This is a genomic window from Mycobacterium sp. 852002-10029_SCH5224772 (assembly GCF_001667315.1).
GTDB lineage: Bacteria > Actinomycetota > Actinomycetes > Mycobacteriales > Mycobacteriaceae > Mycobacterium.
Genome location: NZ_LZHT01000126.1, coordinates 1 through 4,709 on the forward strand (window position 1 = coordinate 1; position 4,709 = coordinate 4,709).

General features: G+C 65.5%; 4 protein-coding genes and 1 pseudogene. 4 read left to right on the plus strand and 1 reads right to left on the minus strand.

Going from position 1 to position 4,709, the window contains the following annotated elements:
- Positions 1–55: 55 nt before the first annotated feature.
- Entirely contained in the window at positions 56–751 is a 696-nt protein-coding gene (locus A5775_RS21920; RefSeq protein WP_197512836.1) for a GntR family transcriptional regulator, read from the minus strand.
- A 194-nt stretch (positions 752–945) separates the two neighbouring features.
- Between A5775_RS21920 and fadD5 the strand changes: the two genes are divergently transcribed.
- The 4 genes and pseudogenes from fadD5 to A5775_RS21940 form a co-directional block, all read left to right on the plus strand.
- Entirely contained in the window at positions 946–2,541 is a 1,596-nt protein-coding gene (gene fadD5 / locus A5775_RS21925) for a fatty-acid--CoA ligase FadD5 (RefSeq protein WP_067257053.1), read from the plus strand.
- 260 nt (positions 2,542–2,801) lie between these two features.
- Positions 2,802–3,617: an ABC transporter permease gene (locus tag A5775_RS21930; RefSeq protein WP_067257049.1), complete on the plus strand. Its 816-nt coding sequence runs from the start codon at positions 2,802–2,804 to the stop codon at positions 3,615–3,617.
- 1 nt (position 3,618) lies between these two features.
- On the plus strand, positions 3,619–4,488 hold the full coding sequence (locus tag A5775_RS21935; protein WP_067257051.1) for an ABC transporter permease: 870 nt from the start codon (positions 3,619–3,621) through the stop codon (positions 4,486–4,488).
- Between the two features lie 5 nt (positions 4,489–4,493).
- Positions 4,494–4,709, plus strand: a pseudogene (locus A5775_RS21940) (MCE-family protein MCE1A); the annotation flags it as partial.

Here is a 4,709-nt window from a genome sequence, read left to right on the forward strand (position 1 = left end):
CTAGCTGGATGGCGGCGACCCGGTTCGCCCGGCTTCGCCGCGCTCCCGATCGCCGCTAGCTGGATGGCGGCGACCCGCTTCGCCCGGCTTCGCCGCGCATCTCGGTCAGGCGGGCCGCCGCGTCGGTGAACTGCCACACGGTGTGCTCGATCACCGCCGCGGTGTCGCGATGGCGCAGCGCGGCAATCAGCTTCCGATGGTTGTCGACGGCGGCCTTGCCCCAATGCGGATCGGCGGCGTACACCAGCACCGGCATGTAGCGGGCGGCGTTGAGCAGGAACCACGCCAGCTTGATACGGCCGCTGGCCTGGTTGAAGACACGGTGAAACGCGAACTCGATACCGGCGATGGTCTCGGCGTCGCTGGACCCGACGGCCGCGGCGAGCGAATCGTTGATGCGGTCCAATTCGTCGATCTCGGCGTCGGTGATGTGGTTGGTGGCCGCGGCGGCCAACTCCTTGGCGATCGAGGCCTGCAGCCAGAAGATGTCCTCGATGTCTTGGCGGGTGAGCGGCAACACGACGTGACCGCGGTGGGGTTCGAGCTGCACCATGCCCTCACCGCGCAGCTTCAGCAGGGCCTCCCGCACCGGCGTCACGCTGACCCCGAGCTGGGCCGCGGTCTCATCGAGCCGGATGAACGTTCCGGGCCGAAGCGCGCCGGACATGATGGAGGCCCGCAGATGGCCCGCGACCTCGTCGGACAACTGAGCCCGCCGCAGCGGCCGCCGGCTCCTCGGCTGCATAGACATCGGTGCGTTCACAGGGGCTGCCAGGGCTTTCAGTGGCTTGGCGGGACGAAGTTGAAGTTTTGGAAGGTCGTGATGGGGGCTTGTCGAGGACTTGTCAGTGGACCGTCAAAGCCATAGTGTGACCCACACAACACTATGTTTTATCAAATATCAACCTGGCGCAAGCGGTGCGCGAGTGAAGGGAAGTGCTGAGTTTGACCGCGCAATTGGCAAACCATCTGACACAGGCGAACGAGCAGCCGTACCTGGCCCGGCGGCAAAACTGGGTGAACCAACTCGAGCGGCACGCGCTCATGCAGCCGAACGCGACGGCGCTGAGGTACCTGGGCAAGAGCCTGACGTGGGGCGAGCTGCGCGGCCGGGTGGCGGCGCTGGCCGACGCGCTGAGCCGCCGGGGTGTCGGCTTCGGCGACCGGGTCATGATCCTGATGCTCAACCGCACCGAGTTCGTCGAGTCGGTGCTGGCCATCAACATGCTCGGCGCCATCGCCGTGCCGCTGAACTTCCGGCTCACCGCCGCCGAGATCGCCTTTCTCGTCGAGGACTGCGAAGCGCGCGTGATCATCACCGAATCGGTGCTCGCCCCGGTGGCCACCGGGGTGCGCGGCATCGAGGCGCTGCTCGGCACGATCGTGGTGGCCGGCGGTCCGACCGACGAGAACGTGCTGGGTTACGAAGACCTCATCGACGAGACCGGACAGTCGCACCACCCCGTCGACATCCCGAACGACTCGCCTGCGTTGATCATGTACACGTCGGGCACCACCGGCCGCCCGAAGGGCGCCGTGCTCACCCACACCAACTTGACCGGCCAGACGATGACCGGGCTGTACACCAACGGCGCCGACATCAACAGCGACGTCGGGTTCATCGGGGTGCCGTTCTTCCACATCGCGGGCATCGGCAACATGCTGACCGGGGTGCTGCTCGGCATCCCCACGGTCATCTACCCGCTCGGCGCGTTCGAGCCCGGGCAACTCCTCGATGTGCTTGCCGCAGAAAAGGTCACCGGGATTTTTCTGGTTCCCGCGCAGTGGCAGGCGGTCTGCGCCGAGCAAAAGGCGCGCCCGCGTGACCTGAAACTGCGGGTGATCTCGTGGGGCGCCGCACCGGCGCCCGACGCACTGCTGCGGGAGATGTCGGCGAGGTTCCCCGGTACCCAGATCCTGGCCGCGTTCGGCCAGACGGAGATGTCGCCGGTCACCTGCATGCTGCTCGGCGAAGACGCCATCCGTAAGCGCGGCTCGGTCGGCAAGGTGATCCCCACGGTGGCCGCGCGAGTCGTCGACGAGAACATGAACGACGTGCCCATCGGTGAGGTCGGCGAAATCGTTTACCGCGCACCAACTTTGATGAATGGTTATTGGAACAACCCGGAGGCGACGGCGGAAGCGTTCGCCGGCGGCTGGTTCCACTCCGGCGACCTGGTCCGCATGGATTCCGACGGCTACGTGTGGGTGGTCGACCGCAAGAAGGACATGATCATCTCCGGTGGCGAGAACATCTACTGCGCCGAGGTGGAGAACGTCCTGGCCAGCCATCCCAGCATCGTCGAAGTCGCCGTCATCGGCCGGACCCACGACAAGTGGGGCGAGGTGCCGATCGCGGTCGCCGCCGTCGCGGGCGACGATTTGCGGCTCGAGGAGTTGGACGAGTTCCTGACCGAGCGGCTGGCGCGCTACAAGCACCCCAAGGCAATCGAGATCGTCGACGCGCTGCCGCGCAACCCGGCCGGCAAGGTACTCAAGACTGAACTGCGAATCCGTTACGGAGTCGCAAAAATCGACTAAATCCATTCTAGGGCAAGAGGTTTTAGGACCAGAGGAAAAATTTGACAGGGACTGTAACGTTTGCCGGTTGTTGGCGAAGGGTTAATTGTGCAGATGCGGTTCACACGTGCTTGGCCATCGGGTACATTCCTGTGGTCTCCGTTACTACTTGCCAGTAGGGAGCCGATGGTCACAGACATCAAGCCGGGGCGAGGAGGAGGCGTGCGACACGATCCGCCGCGGTGCCGGGAGGTACGCGGTGACGGCCAGAGGGGGCAGCGGTGACTTCAACGTCGACGAGTCGACGGGGTCCCTACCTGGTCAGCTATGTGCGCGATCAACTGCAAACCCCGCTGGAGCTTATCGGCGGGTTCTTCCGGATGTGCGTGCTGACCGGAAAAGCCCTATTCCGTTGGCCGTTCCAATGGCGCGAATTCGTCCAGCAGTGCTGGTTCATCATGAGGGTGGCGTTCTTGCCGACCATCATGGTCTCGATCCCGCTGACCGTTCTGCTGATCTTCACCCTCAACGTGTTGCTGGCGCAGTTCGGGGCCGCTGACCTATCCGGCGCCGGCGCGGCGATCGGCGCCGTCACCCAGCTCGGCCCGCTGACCACGGTGCTGGTGGTCGCCGGCGCCGGCTCGACGGCGATCTGCGCCGACCTGGGCGCGCGCACCATCCGCGAAGAGATCGACGCGATGGAGGTGCTCGGCATCGACCCGATCCATCGGCTGGTGGTGCCCCGGGTGATAGCCGCGACCCTGGTCGCTACCTTGCTCAACGGCCTGGTGATTACCGTCGGTCTGGTTGGCGGCTACCTGTTCGGCGTCTATTTGCAGAACGTGTCGGGCGGCGCGTACCTGGCCACCCTGACCACGATCACCGGCCTGCCCGAGGTCGTCATCGCGACGGTCAAGGCCGCGATCTTCGGCCTGATCGCCGGACTGGTCGGGTGCTTCCGTGGGCTGACCGTGCGCGGCGGCTCCAAGGGCCTCGGCACCGCCGTCAACGAGACCGTCGTGCTCTGCGTCGTCGCGCTTTACGCAGTCAACGTGGTGCTGACCACGATCGGCGTGCGATTCGGGACGGGGCACTGACATGTCGACCACCGCTATCTTTCGCTCGCGCTTCCCGCGGGCCACAGAGAATCTCAACCGCTACGGCCTTGCCGCGGCTCGCGGGCTCGACGACATCGGTCAGATGGCGTGGTTCGGTGGTGTGGCCCTGGCGCACATGCCGCACGCGCTGCGCAACTACCGCAAAGAAACCCTGCGGCTGATCGCCCAGATCGGCATGGGCACCGGCGCCATGGCCGTCATCGGCGGCACCGTCGCCATCGTCGGCTTCGTGACGCTGTCCGGTAGCTCCCTAGTCGCCATCCAGGGGTTCGCGTCGCTGGGAAATATCGGTGTCGAGGCGTTCACCGGATTCTTCGCCGCGCTGATCAACGTGCGCATCGCCGCGCCCGTCGTCACCGGCATCGCGATGGCCGCCACGGTCGGCGCCGGCGCGACCGCCGAGCTGGGCGCCATGCGCATCAGCGAAGAGATCGATGCCCTGGAAGTGATGGGTATCAAGTCGATTTCGTTCTTGGCGACCACCCGGATCATGGCCGGGCTGGTGGTGATCATCCCGCTCTACTCGCTCGCGATGATCATGTCGTTCCTGTCACCGCAGATCACCACGACGGTGCTTTACGGACAATCCAACGGCACCTACGAGCACTACTTCCGGACTTTCCTGCGCCCCGACGACGTCTTCTGGTCGTTCCTGGAGGCCATCATCATCACCGCGGTCGTCATGATCACCCACTGCTTCTACGGCTACAACGCCGGCGGCGGGCCGGTCGGCGTGGGTGAGGCGGTCGGTCGATCGATGCGTTTCTCGCTGGTGTCGGTGCAGGTCGTTGTGTTGGCCGCCGCGTTGGCGCTCTATGGCGTCAACCCCAACTTCGCGCTCACGGTGTAACCGCCATGCCAGCACCCATCCAGAGCAACGCCCCGCGGAACCCGCCCTACAAGTGGGTCGGGTTGGCGGGCCTGGTGATCGCCGCGCTGGTCGTCGGACTTGTCTACGGCCAGTTCCGGGGAGACTTCACCCCCAAGACCAACCTGACCATGGTGGCGTCGCGGGCCGGGTTGGTGATGGATCCGGGGTCGAAGGTGACTTATAACGGGGTGGAGATCGGC